The sequence below is a fragment of the Pacificimonas aurantium genome (assembly GCF_020092905.1).
Classification (GTDB): domain Bacteria; phylum Pseudomonadota; class Alphaproteobacteria; order Sphingomonadales; family Sphingomonadaceae; genus Pacificimonas; species Pacificimonas aurantium.
The window spans coordinates 749,909-766,834 of sequence record NZ_JAGSGB010000001.1 but is presented as its reverse complement, the minus strand read 5'-3'; the positions used below and the strand labels follow the sequence as shown (position 1 = coordinate 766,834).

Sequence of the window (16,926 nt, the reverse complement as noted above, 5' to 3'; positions counted from 1 at the left end):
CGCTCCGAGGAAGGCCCGCCGGTTTCCTGCGCCGGCGGGCCTTTTCGCATGCAACGGACATCTAACGCGCCGCATTGAAGCCATTGGAAAGGGGACATTCCATGACCGATTCTGACCGAAATGAGGACGGACAGAAGGCGGGCGACAGCCATCAGGGCAGCAAATGGCTCACCTTCGCCGCGATGATCGCGACCTCGATCGTCACGATGTTCGTCCTGAAATATTCCAACGTCTACGAACCGGACCACATCTTCTTCAGCCAGACGCGCATGTGGATGGCGCTGATGATGGGCATGGCGATGATCGTCATCATGCTCGGCTTCATGTGGGGCATGTACAAGACGAAGACGGTGAAGTGGCTGGTGATAGCGGCGGCATCGCCGGCTTCTGCCTGTTCCTGTGGCTGGCGCGCAGCCAGTCCACCGTTGACGACGTCTCCTGGGCGGAGGCGATGATCCCGCACCACAGCATCGCCATCCTGACGAGCCGCCGCGCCGCAATCTCCGATCCGCGCATGCGCGAACTGGCCGACAAAATCATCGAGGCGCAGGTGAAGGAGATCGCCGAGATGAAGCTGATCCTGGCCGATATCGAGAAACGCGGAGAAATGGGGGACGGCACGCCGCTGCCCCCGCGCACGGCTGAACTGACGCCGAAGCTTTAGAAGAGGCGCTGAAGGGCCTGGAGCGGCCGTTGACCGACGACATCCGCGAGACGGTCGAGGTCGGCGAGTAGGAGCCAGCGGCGGACGGCGAGGCCCCGCCGCGCGAAGCGCGACGCCTAAAGGACTAGCTGCTGCGCCAGCTCCGCAGCGAGTGGGACCGGCGCAGGTGATGTCGTCACGACCTGATCGCCGAACATCACCTGTCCGGTCTGCGAATCGAAGTAGAGGTCGGCGCTTGTGCCTTCGAACGAAATCGCGGTGCGGTTCTCGGCCCCCGGCCCGATCGGTACGGTGAGGCCGATCGTATCGCTGTCGAACACGGCCACACTTCCCGAACGCACGGCAGTGAACCCGCCGGGCGGCGCATCGATGATGACGGTATCGGGGCCGACGTTGAACGACCCGTCGAGACGAATTTCGGAGGGACCAAGAATCTCGATGGTTTCGGCGACCCCTCGCACGCCAAATACATCGACATTTCCGCCGACCTGAGCGCTACCACCGGCAGACAGGGCCAAGCGCCCGGCGACGTCGGCGGACGTCATATCTTCTACAACGTTATCCGTACCCTCTGCCGTAATGGGCGCGGCCTCCGTCGTGACGGTCTGGTTCCCGATGCGCACCGCGCCGATATCGGCATCGAAGCGGAGCACCCGCGTACCATCCGCGAACTGAAGGTCGATCCCGACGACCCCGACTGGCAGCGTCAGCACGCGGCCCGCCGCCTCGCCGACCCCGGTAAGGGTCGCGGTCGAGCCCGACACGGCAATCGTGAAGCTGGATGCCTCGTCACTGAATATCAGGATGTCGCCGCCGCGGTTGAACGAGGGATCGTAGCTCAGGCGGCCGGCGCTGTCGCCGACCTGAAGAACCTGCTGCCCCGACGTACCGATGACGGTGCCACTTCCTCCGATTGCGCCCGTGAACCCGGTCGAGGCCTGAAACTGAAAGACCGGATCCTCAGAAGGAGTGGGCGTTGGGGTAGGGGTTGGCGTGGGAGTGGGTGTGGGAGTGGGTGTCGGTGTTGGTGTGGGGGTGGGCGTTGGTGTGGGGGTGGGCGTCGGTGTAGGCGTTGGCGTTGGGGTGCCTCCGCCCTCGGCAATCGCTTCCACCTCCTCGAGCGACCGGGAAACGCTGCCCGCAAACTCGAAAATCTCTACGCCCGTTACCGTATCGGTTCCGAGCCCCGGGACCGTCACAACCACCGTGTCCGGCGCGGCGGTACTGATGGAGAAGAGTGCGTTCTCAAGCAGTGCGTCGAAAACCGCGACATCGCCGTTTCCGGCGCCACCAGAGAGGATGTCGTCCCCCGCCCCGCCTTCCAGCCGGTCATTGCCTTCCATACCGCTGAGCTCGTCGTTACCGGAACCGCCGATCAGCGTATCGTCGCCCTCATTCCCCGTGAGGGTATCATTACCACCGTTCCCCCAGATGACATCGTCGCCGCCCAAGCCCGCCATAATGTCGGACCCGTTCGAGAGCGTGATATTGTCGTCGCCTGCAAGCTGGGTGAGGATCAGTTCGCGATCATCTGCAGTGGACGATGACAATACCGCACTTGCAACGGCAGCGACCGAAAGGGACAGGCCGCCAAAGGCATAAAGCACTCCCGTATCGCCGTCGTCCGACCCGCTTTCCGAAATGAACGTGACGGTTCCGGAGACGGGAACGAAACCGTCGAAAACGAGATCCTCACCGCGGACAATCAAAAGGAGTGAGGAGGACTGGTCCTCGGAAAACAGCGTGATGCCGTCAGCATCTACGGCCACGCCCTCGTTGTTTTCCACATACCAATTCAAACCGATATTTACGTAAAGATCGACAATATCGAAGGGCACGTAGATTTGAATATCGGCCATTCGGTCCCCCTGAACAGTTCGCCCACACACAGGTTACTAACCGAAGTTAGTAACCGAGCGCGACCATTCATCAAGTAATAAAGGCAAGAGACCGCAATTACCTAGCCACTGAAGGAGTCCTTCGCGTCGCGGCGGCGGCCGAGTTCCTCAGCATCGGACGCGCGGACGAAGGGGTTGGTGTCCAGTTCGGCGCCGATGGTGGTGGGCACCGTCGCTTCGCCGCGCTCACGCATCGCGATCACCTGGTCCTGACGGCGGCGGATCGCCTCGTTCTCCGGCTCGGCGGTCAGCGCAAAGCGCCCGTTCGCCTGGGTATATTCATGCGCGCAGTAGACCTTCGTGTCCGTGGGAAGCCCGGCAAGCTTCGCCAGACTGTCGTGCATCTGGGCGGGCGTCCCCTCGAACAGCCGGCCGCAGCCCATGGCGAACAGCGTATCGCCGCAGAACAGAACGCCCTCTCCGTCCTTGCCGGCGCCCTCGAAATAATAGGCGTTATGTCCCGCCGTATGCCCCGGCACGTCGATGACGCGTCCCTTGGCTGACCCGATCGCGACGCGGTCTCCTTCCACCACCGCGCGGTCGATGGCGACAATCTTTTCCTCTTCGCCCTTCGGCCCGGTGACCTTGCAGCCCGTCGCGTCCTTGATCTCGGCATTTCCGCCGACATGGTCGGGATGCCAGTGAGTGTTGAGGATCTGGGAAATCTCCCATCCCAGCTCCTCCGCCTTCGCCAGGGTGGGGGCAGCCTCCGCGGGGTCGATGACGGCGGCCTCACCGGTCTCGCTGTCGCGCGCGAGCCAGATGTAGTTGTCGCTGAGCGCGGGGATGCGGACGATGTCGAGCATGGCGCTTACCAGCTGCCCGTATTTTCCATGGATGCCCATGGTTCTGCCGGCGCGAGCGCATCGCCCTTCTGCAGAAGCTCGACGGAAATGCCGTCGGGCGAGCGGACGAAGGCCATGCGGCCGTCGCGCGGCGGGCGGTTGATGGTCACGCCGCCGTCCTGAAGCTCGCGGCACTTTTCGTAGATGTCGTCGACCGCATAGGCGAGATGGCCGAAATTGCGGCCGCCGGAATATTCCTCGGGATCCCAGTTATAGGTGAGTTCGACCTGTGCCTCCTCGTCGCCCGGTGCGGCCAGGAAGACGAGGGTGAAGCGACCGGCGTCGACATCGACGCGGCGCTGTTCCTCAAGCCCGAGCAGTTCGTAGAAGCGAATCGACGCGTCGAGGTCGCTGACGCGTACCATTGTGTGAAGATACTTCATGCGGCCTTCCTTTCGGCGCGCAGCTGGCGCCCTTCATAGTCCTCGAAAATCTGCACGATGCGATCCGGAACGGGCGAGGGCGGACTGCCGAGCTCGCCGACATGCACCGAGATCGATTCGCCGAGCGCGCGCAGGTCGTCGGCCTCGGCGCCGTTCGCAAAGCCGTGGATTTCCCACAGATACTGCATCGAGCTGGTACCGATGCGCGCGCAGCGCATGCAGACCTCGAACTCCTCGTCCCAGGCCAGCGGTTTCTTGTAGTCGACCGAGTTGCGCGCGACGTGGAACTCGGCATCGCCGCCGTCAGGCTGATCGAGATCGTGCAGACCCACGGCGCGGAAATATTCCGTCACGCCGACATCCATATATTCGAGGTAACGGGTGTTGAAGACGATGCGCTGGGCGTCGATTTCGGCGTAGCGGACGCGCATGCGGTGACGGAAGCGAAAGTCGGATCGTGCCATGCGCCCCTACCTAGGGAGAGCGAGGCGGCGGAGCTAGGCCGCAGGTTGGGTGCCTGTCAGCCGGCGGCATCCTCGATGCCGTGCATGTCCTCGTCCGAGAGGCCGAAATGATGCCCGACTTCGTGAATGAGTACGTGCGCAACGAGATGTTCGAGGCTCTCCTCATGCTCTGCCCAATAGTCGAGCAGCGGCCGGCGGTAGAGATAGACGGTGTCGGGAAGGTTGCCGGACAGCTCCACCGATTTCGCGATGGAATGCCCGTGATAGAGGCCGAGGATGTCGAAGGGAGAGGAAAGCTCCATCTCCGCGATGACATCCTCGTCGGGGAAATCGGCGACGACGAGGCGCACGCCGCCGAGATGCTCGCGGAACAGGTCGGGCAGCGTGTCGATGGCGGCCACGGCCAGCCGTTCGATATCTGCCAGGGTGGGCGCGAAGGTTCCTGAAGTCATGGGGGCCTGCGGTAACGATGTGCCTGCGGGGACGGGGGACTTGAGATAGGGGGTGCCGCAGCCCTAGGGAAGCGCATGGCCATTTCCAAACTGACCGGCGCCGAGCGCGCCGACCTGATCCCCTCCCTTCCCGGCTGGTCCGAAGTGGAGGGAGGCGACGCCATCCGGAAAAGCTTCCGCTTCGACGATTTCACGCGCGCCTTCGGCTTCATGGCGCAGGTGGCCCTGCTGGCGGAAAAGGCAGATCATCACCCCGAATGGTCGAACGTCTACAACAGGGTCGACATCGTCCTGACGACGCATGATGCCGACGGTCTGTCGATGCGCGACATCGACCTCGCGCGTCAGATCGAGGCGCTCTAGGGCCGGGCGGCACGCGCCTGCGGCAACGCGCCGGTCCCCGGGCAGGGACCCCTGCCGCCGCCTCCACCGTTGGCCGGGAAAGCCTGTTCGAACGGATCGGAGACCATGACGAAACTCTACACGCTGCCCGGCACCTGTGCGCTTGCGCCCAATATCGCGGCGCACTGGCTGAACGCGCCGGTCGAAATCGAAACGCTGGAACGCGGCCAGCAGAAAGAGGACTGGTATCTGGAGATCAACCCGCTGGGCCAGGTTCCCGCGCTGGTCTTCGACGACGGCGACGTGATGACCGAAGCCGCCGCGATCATGACCTATCTGGGCGCGGAATATGGCACCGAAGGCTATGCGCGCGACAAGCGGCTCGGCCGCTGCGAGGCCGAGGCCCTCTCCTACATGACCTCGGAAGTTCATGCCGACTATGCGGGCCACTTCGCGCCGGGCAGCCTGATCGCCGACGAAAGCCAGCATGAGGCCATCAAGGAGAAGACGTACGAAAAACTGCGCGGTCACTATCAGCGGCTGAACGATAGGATGGCGGGCGAATTCTACCTGTCCGAGCGCAGCTTCGCCGACGCCTATCTCTACGTCATCACACGCTGGATCGAGATGACGCCGCTGTCGATCGACGACTATCCGAAGCTGAAGGCCTTTCGCGCGCGGATGGAACGGGATGAGAGCGTGAAGACCGCTCTCGCCAAGCAGAAGATGGAGCCGGTCGCGGCGAGCTGACGGGCCCGCGTTTCCGCAAGAGCTGTCAAACAACAGGAAAGGGCCGCCGCCTCCTACATCGGGAGACGGCGGCCCTTCGCATGCCATCGAAGCCGGAGCCGCCTGACAGCTCAGGCCGACATCCGGCCAGATGGCTTAGTTGGACGGCTTAGTTGGATGGCGGCATGAGCACCGTGTCGATGACGTGGATGACGCCGTTCGAGGCCTTCACATCGGCCTTCACGACGCTGGCGTCGTTCACGCTCACGCCGTCTGTCGCGTCGATCGAAAGTTCGGCCCCGGCAGCGGTCGGCGCCATCATGGTCTTACCCTGCAGGTCGGCTGCCATGTAAGAGCCGGGCACCACATGGTAGGTCAGGATCTCGGTCAGCTTGTCCTTGTTTTCCGGCTGCAGCAGCATCTCGACAGTGCCCGCGGGCAGCTTCTCGAACGCAGCGTCGGTCGGGGCGAAGACCGTATAGGGCCCCGGGCCGGAAAGCGTGTCGGCGAGGTCGGCAGCGGTCACGGCCGCCACCAGCGTGCCGAACATGTCGTTGCCCGATGCGACATCGACGATGGTCCCGGCCTCTTCCATGCCGGCCGATTCATGATTGTCGAACGCCAATGCGGGCGCGGTCGTGGTCAGAAGCGCCGCGGCTGCGGCCATTGCGAAAGTCTTCATGTCAAACTCCCTCCAAAGAGTTCGCGTGCCGGGGGCGAGGATCGCGCACCGGTGACGCGATCCAAAGTACGAACGTGAAAGGAAGTCGGACGCGCGGCTGCGTCCACGCGCCGCGCGGCAGAACGGAGCAGGCGGCGCCCGCCCTCGCTACATGACCGAGCGGCGCAGTTTCGCCATGCCGCCGATCCAGCGGTCATAATCGGCGGCCTTCGCCTGCATATATCCGCGCACATGGGGATGCGGCGTCACCAGGAAGCGCCCTTCGGTCAGGCCCTCGAGCGCCGCGGCGGCCACCTCTTCGGGTTCGAGAATGCCGTCGACGTCGGCGCCGCCCTTCAGCTCCTCTTCCGGATTCTCGCCGATCATCGCCGTACGCACAGCCTGGGGGCACAGCGCGGTTACGCCGACACCGCTGTCCCGGCCGGTATAGGCAAGCGACTCGGCAAAGCCGATCGCGGCATGTTTGGAGACCGAGTAGGGCGCCGAACCGATCTGGCTGAGCAGCCCCGCGGCGCTGACCGTGTTCAGGAACCAGCCGCCGCCCTGCCGCAGATAGCGCGACATCATCACCTTCGCCGCGACGATGTGGGCGATGCAGTTGACGCGAAAGCAGCTTTCGAAGGCGTCGAGCGGGGCGGACGAGGCATCGGCGGGGTCGGGGTCGGCGATGCCGATTCCGGCATTGGCGCAAAAGAGGCCAACGGGCCCGGCAGCCTCCTCGACGGCCTCCACCATGTCACTGACGGCGGCGAAATCCGCGACGTCTATCGGAAAGGTAAGCCCGCCGATCTCGACCGCCGCTTCGGCCAACGCCGTCTCATCGAGGTCGGCAAGGGCGACATGAGCGGCGCCTGCCGCCTTAAGCGTGCGGGCAAGGGCGAGGCCGATGCCGTTCGCGCCGCCGGTGACGATGCAGACTGAGCCCTTCGGCTGGAAGGGAGTGGGGGCGGGCATGGGTGCGCTCCTCTAATTCAAGCTGTTTCCTCACGCCCCTGCCCGAATGGCGGCGCGGGATAAACAGCCCGGGTCCGAACGGAAGCGCGGCAAGAAAGGTGGTGCGGCGCCGCTGCTGCGGCGCCGCACCGGATCAGATCGCCGGGATCAACGCGGCGCCATGCGGATCGCGCCGTCGAGACGCACATCCTCGCCATTGAAGTAGGAATTGCGCACCATCTCGAGAGCGAGTGCGGCATATTCCTCGGGATTGCCGAGACGCTTCGGGAACGGCACCTGCGCGCCGAGTGCATCCTTCACGTTCTGCGGGGCGCCCTGGAGCAGCGGCGTGTTGAAAATTCCAGGAAGGATCGTGTTCACGCGAATGCCCTCCGACGACAGGTCGCGGGCGATCGGAAGGGTCATGCCGACGACGCCGCCCTTGGAAGCGGAATAAGCCGCCTGGCCGATCTGGCCGTCTTCGGCGGCGACCGACGCGGTGTTGACGATGGCGCCGCGCTCACCGCTCTCGTCGAGCGGATCCAGCGACAGCATGCCGGCCGCCGACTTCGCGATGCAGCGGAAGGTGCCGACGAGGTTGATCTGGATGATCAGGTTGAAGGCATCGAGCGGGAAATGCTTGATCGAGCCGTCGCTTTTCGAGCGGCTGGCGGTTTTCATCGCGTTACCCGTGCCGGCGCAGTTGATGAGAATGCGTTCCTGGCCGTTGGCGGCGCGCGCCTTCTCGAAACCGGCGTCGACGCTCTCTTCGTCGGTGACGTTCACATTGCAGAAGGTGAAGCCATGCTCGGACTCGACGGCCTTCCCCTTTTCCTCGTTGAGGTCGAAAACGGCGATCTTCACGCCCTGCGCGGCAAGCGTTTTCGCGGTTGCGAGGCCGAGACCGGAAACGCCGCCGGTGACGACTGCGGAAAGTCCATCGAGTTTCATCATGTTTCTCCCTGAAGTGTCGGTTGGAAAGCCTTACGTGACGCGCGGGGTAGAGGCGGCGCCGCGCCGCGACAACTGCGCTTCGCGGTAGGCCAGATAAATTGAAGAGGTGAGGATGATCCCTCCCCCCACCAGCACGGGCGCGCGGAGCGGCTCGTCGAACACGAGGACGCCGGCGGCGACGATGAAGCCGAAGCGGACGAAGTCGTAGGGCATGATCGCCGAGGCTTCCGCCAGCGAGAACGCCTTCACCATGGCGATCTGGCCGGTCAGCGTGAAGAGCGCGATGATGCCGAGATAGATCCACGTCTCGGGCCGCGGCCAGGTCCAGAAGAAACTGGCGGCGAGAAGCGCGGGCACGATCGGCAAAACGAAGCTCCAGGCGACGACGGTCACCGGGCGGTCGAAGCCGACCAGCTTCTTGATGGCGATAACGGTGAACGCCACCCCGACGGCTGCGACGATGGCCGCACTGATTCCCGGCGTCAGCGGCACGGCGCCCGGCTGGAGCACGATCAGCACCCCGGCGAAGCCGACGCCGAGTGCGGCGCAGCGCCGCCAGCGCAGCCGCTCACCCAGAAACAGCGCCGCCGCGACCGTGGCGAAGACGGGCGCCGCGAAGGTGATCGCCTGCACAGTGGCGATGGGGGCGTTCGCAAGCGCGTAGAAGGTCGCGAACATCGCGATGGTGCCCGAACTGGCGCGCACCACATGGCCGGGCAGACGGCTGAGCGGCATCTGCACGCGCCCGGCAGCGACGAACGGCATCAGAATGAGCGCACCTAGGAAGCAGCGCCAGAAGACGACGGCGAAGGGGTGGATGTCCTGTCCCGCCAGTTTGACGAAGGTAAACGCGACGCTGAACAGTAGCGAGGACACGATGGTCCAGCCCGCCCCCGCGAGGGTGGAGTTGCCCGCAGCGGGCCCAGTCACGAACGGAAACAGGAAGGGAGGCGCATCTGCGCCCCCCTTCCCGCATAAGCGCCCCCTTTGGAAGGGTTCAGGCGAAAATCGCGGCCTTTGCCACGATGGCGAAGATGCCGAAGGCGGCGAGGAGTGCCGGCAGCGGCAGAATCTGCCAGGCGGCTTCCTTCGCGCTGAGCCGGCCGCTGCCGGTGTCGACATCGGCATGCGGCCGCCGGGCCGTTGCCTCGCGCATCACATGCGTTCGCCAGATGGGCAGGAAATAGCCGGCGAAGCAAATGGCGAAGATGGCAAAGATCAGCGGGAAGGGCGCGGTGCCGAACGCCGGGGCCGCCAAAGCGCCAAGAAGGATCGCGAAGCAGCCCGTGAAGGTCATGAGCACACCGCGCGGGACGCCGCCCACGGGCCGGTTGTGACCGATGCGGGCAACCGGGTTCACCGCCTGCTGCTCTACCGCCACAGGCTGCGCCTGACGGCTGAGGCTGTCGAAATCGTGGAGCACATCCTGGCTCATATCCGCTCTCCTTGTCCGGGCCGCGATCGTCCGCGGCGTCGACAGTGAAGGTAGCGGAGGACCCCCCGGGAAGTTTGACCCGGGTCAACGGCGGCTGCGACATTTTGGCGGCGGCGAAAAGCAGTCCGCGTCCGGTCAACCAAGTGGCAGCGACAGCCGGATCGGGCCGCCCGGCGACAGCGGATCGACCTCGGCGCCCGCACGCGTACAGCGTAGCTCCCCCGCCGCCACGAGACGCGAGGCTTCGGTGCGTATGTCCGGCATCAGCACGCGCCAGTCTCCGTTTCCGCCGGGGGGCGCCGCAGAGACGAGCGCGCGCGCAGCCTCCGAGGGGCAGAAGCTCTTGTCTTGCCCGCGATCGCGGGCAAGACCGAGCAGCCTGTCCTCGATCTCAGCGGTAGAGGGCATCCAGCCGTTCGCCATAAACGCCGCGGATGATGTGGCGCCGAATCTTCATCGAGGGCGTCATCTGCTCGTTTTCGACGGTGAACTGGGCATCGGCGATAATGATGCGGCGCACCTTCTCTACCGTGGCCAGCGTCTTGTTCACGCGGTCGACGGCCTGAGTGACGGCGCGCACGAATTCTGGGTCGTCCTTCAATGTCAGAAGGTCTGCCGGCTTGCCGGTCTTCCCGGCCCATTCGGCCATCCATTCGGGGTCGGGAACGACCAGCCCAACGAGATAGGGCCGCTTGTCGCCCGACACCATCGCCTGCAGGATTTCGGGCTGCAGGGTAAGCATGCCCTCCACGCGCTGGGGCGCGATATTATCGCCCTTGTCGTTGACGATCAGGTCCTTCTTCCGGTCGGTGATGACTATGTGCCCGTCCTGATCGAAATGGCCGATGTCGCCGGTATGCAGCCAGCCGTCCGACAGAGTGCGCGCGCTTTCCTCAGGGTTGTTCCAATAGCCGTGCATGACGAGCTCGCCGGAGACGAGGATCTCGCCGTCTTCCGCAATGCGCACATCGACGCCCTTCAGCGGCGGTCCCACCGTGTGCATTTTTATTCCCGCCCGGGGCCGGTTGCAGGAAATGACGGGTGCGGCCTCGGTCTGACCATAGCCCTGGAGCAGGGTCACCCCCAATGCCTCGAAGAACAGGCCCACTTCGGGGTTGAGCGGCGCGCCGCCCGAGACCATCGCCTTCAGGCGGCCGCCCATGCGTCCCCGCACGCGTTTCCTGATCGTCCGTTCCAGAAGCATGTCGAGCGGACGTTCATGCAGGGGAAGGCGGCCCTTCTTCTCGCGGATTTCGCCAAGCCGGAGCGCCTGGTCGAGCATCCACTTGGCCGCACCGCCCTGCTTCTCGATGCTCTTGATGATGCGCTGGCGCAGCACCTCGAACAGACGCGGCACGACGACCATGATCGTCGGACCCGTTTCCTCGATATTCGCAGCCAAACGGTCGAGGCCCTGGCTGTAGTAGATTTCCGCGCCGCACATGATGGGCAGGAACTGGCCGCCGGTATGCTCATAGGCGTGGCTGAGCGGCAGGAAGGAGAGGAAGCGCTCGTCCGTTACACCGAAATCACTTTCCAGAATGTCGTATGCGCCCGCGGTCGAACACAGGATGGCACCGTGATGCTGGCGCACGCCGCGAGGGGCGCCGCCGGTGCCGCTGGTGTAGATAAGGCAGGCAAGTTCATCTCGTTTCACATTTTCCGCGAGTCGCGCCGCCTTCGCCACGTCGCCGGGCTGGCTGGAGAAGCAATCCTCCCACGACCGGACCTGCGGCCCGGAGGACTGGCCGATCGACAGCGGCTCGATACCGATGAGAAGCTCGCAGGTGTCGCTTTGATAGGCGGCTGGCAGAAAGGCCTTGGCCAGCTTCGTCGTCGAGACGATGGCGGCACGGGCATGCGAATCTTCAAGGATATGGAGGTGGTCGCGCTCCGTATTGGTCGTATAGGCCGGCACGGTAATGGCACCCGCCGCCATGATGCCGAGATCGGCCAGGCACCATTCGGGCCGGTTTTCCGAAATAAGCATCACGCGGTTGCCCGGACGGACGCCGAGTTCGAGCAGGCCCTCGGCAACCTGCGCCACCTGCCGGGCGGCTTCGCGCCAGCTGATCGTCTGCCATTCGTCGCCGACCTTGGTTCCGAGAAAGGGCGCATCGCCCTTCTTCTCCGCCTGGTCGAAAAACATCGTGACCAGGTTCGGCCAGCTATCCTTGTCGATCACGGACCGCATCTCCCCTTTTTCGCGCCGCTATAAAGCTCCAACGCGCGGCGCGCAAAAGCAGCTATCTGAGCCCGCGGACGGCGCCCTCCCCGCGCCCGTCGGCACCGCCGACCCAGCCGCGGCCCCGCCTTGCGAGCCCATTGGCCTTGAGCGGGAGCGAGCTGGTGGCGACCTGATGACCCATCTCCGACAAGGTATCGGCATAGGCGGCAACCTCGCTGCCCTCCTCCAGCACCACGGGACCAAGGGCGGCATAGAGCTGCGGTGCATCGATCGCCTCGTCGATCGACATGTCCCAGTCGACGACACCGATAATCGCCTTCGCCGTTTGCGCGATGATGGTCGGACCGCCGGCGGCGCCGATGGCAAAGGCCACCTCGCCGGACGGTGCGTAAACGATGGTCGGCGCCATCGAACTGCGCGGCCGCTTGCCCGCTGCAACGGCATTGGCGACCGGGCGGCCGTCTTTGGTCGGCAGGAAGCTGAAGTCGGTCAGCTCATTGTTGAGGAAATAGCCGTTGACGGTGAGGCCCGACCCCCAGACGCTTTCGATGGTGGAGGTCAGCGAGGCGACATCGCCGTCGCGGTCCGCGGCCACGAAATGCGATGTCCCGCCATCGGGCGGCTGGACGTGAAAGGCCATGTCGCCCGCGCCCGGCGGCGTGCCCGCCTCGACAGACTCGGCGGCCCGGGCCGGATCGATCAGTTGGCCCCGGCTGGTCGTATAGCCGTCGGCCACAAGGCCGGCAGTCGGTACGGAGACGAAATCGGGATCGCCGACATATTTCTCCCGGTCGGCGAAGGCGAGGCGCATCGATTCCGCGATGAGATGCCAGCTTTTCGGACTGTCCGGTCCCATGGCGGCGAGGTCGAAACGCTCGAGCTGCTTCAGGATGGCAAGCACCGTCGTGCCGCCCGAGGAGGGCGGCGGCATTCCGCATACACGGTAGCCGCGATAGTCGCCGCAGACCGGCTCGCGCCACTTCGCTTCATAATTGGACAGGTCGGCGGTCGTCATGCGCTGCGCGTTGACGGGAGCGGTCACCACGGCCTGGACGAGCAGGCTCGCCGGGCGGCCCGAATAGAAGGCGTTGGGTCCCTCCGCCTGGAGATGGCGCAGGAAATTGGCGAGCGCCGGATTGGTGAGGCGCGTACCTACCGGTTTCGGCTCGTTCGCCGCCGTGAAGAAGGTAGCCCGGGCCCACGGCGTAAGCGATGCACGCTCCTGCGAGCGCGTGAGCATCTCGTGCAGACGGGGGGTGACCTCCCAGCCCTCCTCCGCCAGCCGGATCGCCGGATCGAACAGCCGCGCCCAAGGCAGCTTGCCGAAGCGGCGATGCAGCTTCTGCATCAGCCTGACATTGCCGGGAACGCCGACCGATTTTCCGCCCACCTGGCTGGCGCGGTAGGGCAGCGCCTCGCCATTTTCATCGACGAACATGTCGGGCCGCGCGGCCTCGGGAGCCGTCTCGCGGCCGTCGAGCGCGAAGGTGCGGCCGCTTTCCGCGTCATGATAGATGAGGAACCCGCCGCCGCCGATGCCGGAACTTTGCGGCTCCACCACGGTGAGGGCGACGAGCGTCGCGAGCGCGGCATCGGCGGCGCTGCCCCCCTGACGGAGCATCTCCTTGCCCGCTTCGGCTGCCAGCGGATGCGCGGCCGAAACCAGCGCGGAATAAGTTTCCAGGCCGTCGGCCTGGCCGGATTCGACGGTCGCGGCAGAACCGAGCGCAGGAGCCTCGGTGGCGGCAGGTGCCGACGGCGCGGACGGTGCAGACGGTGCGCAGGCCGAAACGGCCAGGATTGCGGCACACAGGCCGGTAAGGAGGGGCGTTTTCATGCGCGGAGCCTAAGCGGCCAACGCTTCCTTCGCCAAGCCCTTCGATCTTCGGGCGGAATGAGGCTTGTTAGGGTGCGGCCACTTTTGGCGCATCGGCGCCCACCGCGTCCGCCACGCTGGAGAAGCCATCGGCGCGGAGATGATCGGCCAGTCCCTCCGCCATGTCCTTCGGCAGGCTGGGGCCCTCATAGACCAGAGCCGTGTAGAGCTGAACGAGCGAAGCTCCGGCGCGGATGCGCTCATAGGCGTCGTCGGCGGAGGCAATGCCGCCTACCCCGACAAGGGGGATCCGGCCCCCGGTCGCCTGCCGAAAGGCCTTCAGCACCGCGAGCGCCATTTCGCGCAGCGGCGGACCGCTGAGGCCGCCGGTTTCGCTGCTGGCGGAGGAGCGCAGGTCGGGCGCGCGAGACACGGTCGTATTGGTGCAGATGATGCCGTCGACGCCGGTCTCCTGAACAACTTCCGCGATGTCCGCGATATCGCGGTCGGTCAGGTCGGGGGCCACCTTCACGAACAGCGGCACTTCCCTGTGCTCACGCGCAATCAGGCAACGCGAGAGCAGTTCGTGCAGAGCGTCCTTCGACTGGAGTTCGCGCAGGCCCGGCGTATTTGGCGAGGAAATGTTGACGGTCAGATAGTCCGCGACCGGAGCGGCGAGCGTTATGCACGCCTCGTAGTCGGCGATGCGGTCCTCCGAATCCTTGTTCGCGCCGACATTGACGCCGGTGCGGGCCGAGCCGTGCGAAAAGCGCATCCGGCGCAGGCGTTTGACGCCCTTCTCGATCCCCTCATTCGGGAACCCCATGCGGTTGATGATGGCCTCGTCGTCCTTCAGCCGGAAGACCCGGGGCAGCGGATTGCCGACCTGCGGGCGCGGCGTCAGCGAGCCGACCTCCACAAAGCCGAAGCCCAGCCCGGCCGCCTGCATCGGGACCTCCGCATTCTTGTCGAAGCCCGCCGCAAGACCGATCGGATTCGGGAAACCGATCCCGGCGACCGTCGACGCAAGGATCGGGTCGTTGGCGCCGCGCGGGGACAGCGGCGCGAGCTTAAGCCCGGAGATGGCCAGCCGCACGGCCCGTTCGGGATCGATCCTGAACAGGAGGGGACGCAGAGCTGGATAAAAGACCTTCATCGGCGTTCGCCTAGTCAAAAGCGGTGCGCGTATCTACGCTACTCGCTTTCGGGGCCAATGATGAAAGAGAATCACATGTTTCGTACCTTCGCGTCCGTCGCCGCACTCGGCGCGCTGTCCGCCTGCGCCGGAACTATGCCGGCCGAGCCAGCAGGGACGGGGTCTGCAGTCGCGGCGACAGACCCGGCCGCGGTAGAATCCGCGTCGGCAGAGACAGCCGATGCGGCGCTGGCGCAGTTTTTCGAGGCGTATAACGACGCCGTTCTTGCGCGCTCGCCGACGACGAAGGCCTATCGCGGTATCGTCGACGAGGATTACGGCCGCTGGGGCGACATGTCCGACGCCGCGGACGTCGAACATTTCCAGGCCGACATGCGCTGGCTGGACGACATGCGCACCCGCTTTGCCGCTGCGGAACTGTCGGCGCAGTCCCGCCGCTCCTACGAACTGTTCGAGGCGATGATGGCACGCCGCGCGGCGGCCTTCCCCTTCCGCCGCAACCAATATGTCTTCGACCAGATGAACGGCGCGCATTCGGACCTGCCCGCCTTCCTGATCAACATTCACAAAGTGCGGAATGCCGAGGAGGCGCGCGCCTATGTCTCTCGCCTCGAAGGCATGGAAACGGTCATCGATACGCTGGTCGAGGAAGCGCAAATCCGCGCCCGGGCCGGCGTTCAGCCGCCCGATTGGGTCTATCCCTATGTCCTTAGCGATATCGACAATCTTCTGAGCGGGGCGCCCTTCACCGACGGCGAGCCGACGGCGCTGATGGAAGACCTGGAGGGCAAAGTGGCGGCGCTGGACATTCCGGCGACCGAACAGGCCGACATCGTCGCGGCGGGCCGCGCGGCGCTTCTAGACCATGTCGGACCCGCCTATCGTCGGCTGCGCAGCGCGATCGAGCAGCAGGCAGCGACCGCACCGACCGAAGACGGCATCCACCGGTTCGCCGACGGCGCGGCCTACTACAAGGAGCGGCTGGGCTATTACACGACGACCGACATGACCGCCGAAGAGGTGCACCAGCTGGGGCTGGAGCAGGTCGCGCGCATCCATGGCGAGATGGAAGAGATCATGGACCAGGTCGGCTTCGAGGGAAGCCGGAACGCGTTTTTCGAATCGCTGAGGAACGACCCGGCGATGTTCTACGACACGCGCGAGGCCTATCTGGCCGAGGCGCGGCGCACCATCGAGGCCATGCAGGAGAAGCTGCCCGCCTATTTCGCGACGCTGCCGGAAAATCCGGTCGTCGTGAAACCGGTCGAGGCGTTCCGCGAGAAGTCTGCGGGCAAGGCCTTCTACAATTCTCCCGCGCCGGACGGATCGCGCCCCGGCACCTATTATGTGAACCTCTACAATCTGCGCGACATGTCGAAGACCGAGCTGGAAGCGCTGGCCTATCATGAGGCGGTCCCCGGTCATCACCTCCAGCGTGCGCTGCAGGTCGAGCAGGAGGGGCTGCCCCCCTTCCGCCGCTTCGGCGGGTTCACGGCCTATACCGAGGGCTGGGGCCTCTATTCGGAGGAACTGGGCAAGGACATGGGCTTCTACACCGACCCCTATCGCGACTTCGGCCGCCTGGGCATGGAGCTTTGGCGTGCCTGCCGACTGGTGGTCGACACGGGCATCCATCACAAGGGATGGAGCCGCGAGGAGGCAATCCAGTACCTCAAGGACAACACGCCCAATCCCGAAGGCGACATCCGCAAGGCCATCGAGCGCTACATCGTCTATCCGGGCCAGGCGACGGCCTACATGATCGGCAAGCTGAAAATCATGGAGGTTCGGCAGAAGGCAATGGACCGTCTGGGGGACGATTTCGACTGGCGCGGCTTCCACGACGCCGTGCTGTCCTCGGGACCCGTGCCGCTCGATATGCTGGAACGCAATGTCGACCGCTGGATCGAAGAGGAAGCTGCCAAAAGCTGAGAAAAAACGGGCCGGTTAAACTGCCGCACGGGTTGGAGAGTCGGGGCAACCTT

At 65.0% G+C, this 16,926-nt stretch carries 19 protein-coding genes; 5 read left to right on the top strand and 14 right to left on the bottom strand.

What is annotated here, in order from left to right; all coding sequences use genetic code 11:
* The first annotated feature begins 101 nt into the window (after positions 1-101).
* Both KCN53_RS16125 and KCN53_RS16120 read left to right on the top strand, forming a co-directional pair.
* Positions 102-455, top strand: a complete 354-nt coding sequence (locus KCN53_RS16125; RefSeq protein WP_317988404.1) for a hypothetical protein — start codon at positions 102-104, stop codon at positions 453-455.
* Positions 452-664 (top strand): DUF305 domain-containing protein, encoded by a 213-nt coding sequence (locus KCN53_RS16120; protein ID WP_317988403.1) that lies wholly within the window; start codon positions 452-454, stop codon positions 662-664. Before KCN53_RS16125 ends, KCN53_RS16120 begins: the two co-directional genes overlap by 4 nt.
* A 116-nt stretch (positions 665-780) precedes the next feature.
* On the opposite strand, the gene KCN53_RS03780 is transcribed toward KCN53_RS16120, so the two are convergent.
* The 5 genes from KCN53_RS03780 to KCN53_RS03760 form a co-directional block, all read right to left on the bottom strand.
* Positions 781-2,523: a calcium-binding protein gene (locus KCN53_RS03780; RefSeq protein ID WP_207790590.1), complete on the bottom strand. Its 1,743-nt coding sequence runs from the start codon at positions 2,521-2,523 to the stop codon at positions 781-783.
* A 101-nt stretch (positions 2,524-2,624) separates the two neighbouring features.
* A complete protein-coding gene (gene gloB / locus KCN53_RS03775; protein WP_088711371.1) occupies positions 2,625-3,368 on the bottom strand; it encodes a hydroxyacylglutathione hydrolase in 744 nt (247 codons plus the stop codon).
* A 5-nt stretch (positions 3,369-3,373) separates the two neighbouring features.
* Positions 3,374-3,790: a VOC family protein gene (locus tag KCN53_RS03770; protein ID WP_088711372.1), complete on the bottom strand. Its 417-nt coding sequence runs from the start codon at positions 3,788-3,790 to the stop codon at positions 3,374-3,376.
* Positions 3,787-4,254: an acyl-CoA thioesterase gene (locus KCN53_RS03765; RefSeq protein ID WP_088711373.1), complete on the bottom strand. Its 468-nt coding sequence runs from the start codon at positions 4,252-4,254 to the stop codon at positions 3,787-3,789. Before KCN53_RS03765 ends, KCN53_RS03770 begins: the two co-directional genes overlap by 4 nt.
* A 56-nt stretch (positions 4,255-4,310) precedes the next feature.
* Positions 4,311-4,706: a metallopeptidase family protein gene (locus KCN53_RS03760; RefSeq protein ID WP_088711374.1), complete on the bottom strand. Its 396-nt coding sequence runs from the start codon at positions 4,704-4,706 to the stop codon at positions 4,311-4,313.
* A 75-nt stretch (positions 4,707-4,781) separates the two neighbouring features.
* Here KCN53_RS03760 and KCN53_RS03755 point away from each other — a divergent pair, with 75 nt between their 5' ends.
* Together KCN53_RS03755 and KCN53_RS03750 are read left to right on the top strand one after the other, a co-directional pair.
* Positions 4,782-5,069, top strand: a complete 288-nt coding sequence (locus KCN53_RS03755; RefSeq protein ID WP_088711375.1) for a 4a-hydroxytetrahydrobiopterin dehydratase — start codon at positions 4,782-4,784, stop codon at positions 5,067-5,069.
* Positions 5,070-5,174: 105 nt separating this feature from the next.
* On the top strand, positions 5,175-5,798 hold the full coding sequence (locus KCN53_RS03750; protein ID WP_088711376.1) for a glutathione S-transferase family protein: 624 nt from the start codon (positions 5,175-5,177) through the stop codon (positions 5,796-5,798).
* 148 nt (positions 5,799-5,946) lie between these two features.
* Here the strand turns inward: KCN53_RS03750 and KCN53_RS03745 are convergent, their stop codons facing one another.
* The 9 genes from KCN53_RS03745 to KCN53_RS03705 all read right to left on the bottom strand — a co-directional run bounded on the left by KCN53_RS03745 (position 5,947) and on the right by KCN53_RS03705 (position 14,941).
* The gene (locus KCN53_RS03745; RefSeq protein WP_088711377.1) at positions 5,947-6,459 is read right to left on the bottom strand and encodes a fasciclin domain-containing protein; all 513 of its coding nucleotides are present in this window, start codon (positions 6,457-6,459) and stop codon (positions 5,947-5,949) included.
* A 147-nt stretch (positions 6,460-6,606) separates the two neighbouring features.
* Positions 6,607-7,413: an SDR family oxidoreductase gene (locus tag KCN53_RS03740; RefSeq protein WP_088711378.1), complete on the bottom strand. Its 807-nt coding sequence runs from the start codon at positions 7,411-7,413 to the stop codon at positions 6,607-6,609.
* Between the two features lie 147 nt (positions 7,414-7,560).
* Positions 7,561-8,343, bottom strand: coding sequence for an SDR family NAD(P)-dependent oxidoreductase (locus KCN53_RS03735; RefSeq protein WP_088713314.1), 783 nt, complete (start codon positions 8,341-8,343; stop codon positions 7,561-7,563).
* A gap of 33 nt (positions 8,344-8,376) precedes the next feature.
* Positions 8,377-9,276 (bottom strand): DMT family transporter, encoded by a 900-nt coding sequence (locus tag KCN53_RS03730; protein WP_172406158.1) that lies wholly within the window; start codon positions 9,274-9,276, stop codon positions 8,377-8,379.
* Between the two features lie 67 nt (positions 9,277-9,343).
* A complete protein-coding gene (locus KCN53_RS03725; protein WP_172406159.1) occupies positions 9,344-9,781 on the bottom strand; it encodes a hypothetical protein in 438 nt (145 codons plus the stop codon).
* 135 nt (positions 9,782-9,916) lie between these two features.
* Positions 9,917-10,189, bottom strand: a complete 273-nt coding sequence (locus KCN53_RS03720) for a DUF3253 domain-containing protein (protein ID WP_088713315.1) — start codon at positions 10,187-10,189, stop codon at positions 9,917-9,919.
* Positions 10,173-11,975, bottom strand: a complete 1,803-nt coding sequence (locus tag KCN53_RS03715; protein ID WP_088711380.1) for an AMP-dependent synthetase/ligase — start codon at positions 11,973-11,975, stop codon at positions 10,173-10,175. Before KCN53_RS03715 ends, KCN53_RS03720 begins: the two co-directional genes overlap by 17 nt.
* A 52-nt stretch (positions 11,976-12,027) precedes the next feature.
* A complete protein-coding gene (ggt, locus tag KCN53_RS03710) occupies positions 12,028-13,806 on the bottom strand; it encodes a gamma-glutamyltransferase (RefSeq protein ID WP_088711381.1) in 1,779 nt (592 codons plus the stop codon).
* A 67-nt stretch (positions 13,807-13,873) separates the two neighbouring features.
* Positions 13,874-14,941 (bottom strand): quinone-dependent dihydroorotate dehydrogenase, encoded by a 1,068-nt coding sequence (locus KCN53_RS03705; protein ID WP_088711382.1) that lies wholly within the window; start codon positions 14,939-14,941, stop codon positions 13,874-13,876.
* Positions 14,942-15,016: 75 nt separating this feature from the next.
* Here KCN53_RS03705 and KCN53_RS03700 point away from each other — a divergent pair, with 75 nt between their 5' ends.
* Positions 15,017-16,873, top strand: a complete 1,857-nt coding sequence (locus KCN53_RS03700) for a DUF885 domain-containing protein (protein WP_088711383.1) — start codon at positions 15,017-15,019, stop codon at positions 16,871-16,873.
* The last annotated feature ends 53 nt before the right edge of the window (positions 16,874-16,926 follow it).